The 829-nt window shown below is 59.7% G+C and carries 1 protein-coding gene; it reads right to left on the reverse strand.

The features are described 5' to 3' along the window. The coding region (locus EN939_RS36320; RefSeq protein ID WP_442919600.1) for a flagellin N-terminal helical domain-containing protein at positions 1-616 on the reverse strand (616 nt) is incomplete at its 3' end. Positions 617-829 lie beyond the last annotated feature (213 nt).

An 829-nucleotide genomic window follows, 5' to 3' on the forward strand; every position in this document is an offset into this window, starting at 1 on the left:
GTGCCGAGGCCGTGGCAACAGCAGCGCCCGTGGTGCCGAGGCGGGCCGTGTCGAGAATACCCTTGGCGGTTGGTGCCGCGCCGGCATCGTACAGCTTGATGCTTTCCACATTGACATCGATCGTCGAGATCGAAGCCGCGCCGGTCGCGTCGCGGTTGAAGGCCGAAACAATCTTCACGTCGGCCGCGGTGCCTGTCGCAGTGGACACCGAAAGCATGTTGGTGCCGGAGAAGGTGGCGCCATCGGCGTAGGCCTTCAACTGGTTCTGAAGGGCGGCGATTTCGACCTGGGTCTTTTCTTTGGAGGCGTCCGTCTGGCCGTAGGACGCGACCAGCTTGGTCTTGATCTGGTTGATCGTATCGATCGCGCTACTCATGCCGGTATAGGCTGTGTCGACCTTAGAGGCGCCGAGGCCGAGAGCGTCCGAAACGGTGGACATTGCCTGGTTGTCGGAGCGCATCGTGGTGGCGATCGACCAGTAAGCGGCGTTGTCCGAAGCCTGCGAGACCTTGTAGCCGGTCGAGATGCGGGCCTGGGTGTCGGTGAGGGATTTGCTGGTGGCGTTGAGGCTCTGCAGGGCCGTCAATGCGGCGCTGTTCGTCATGATGCTGGACATGGTACTCGGACCTTGATTTTACAGGTATTTTTTACATACCGGCTCTACCGGTATGACGGTGCGGCATCATGCCCATGATCTCTCAAAATCGATCACCCGCCATCTGCGAGCGAATATGCGGGCAAGTCCCTACCAAAGGGCTAAACCGGACGGTTAATCGAAAATATATTGCTGGGATTTCGAGCCGGCGCCGCAGGGTCAGTTGAAGGAGCG

It is taken from the genome of Mesorhizobium sp. M7A.F.Ca.CA.002.05.1.1 (genome assembly GCF_003998335.1).
Classification (GTDB): domain Bacteria; phylum Pseudomonadota; class Alphaproteobacteria; order Rhizobiales; family Rhizobiaceae; genus Mesorhizobium.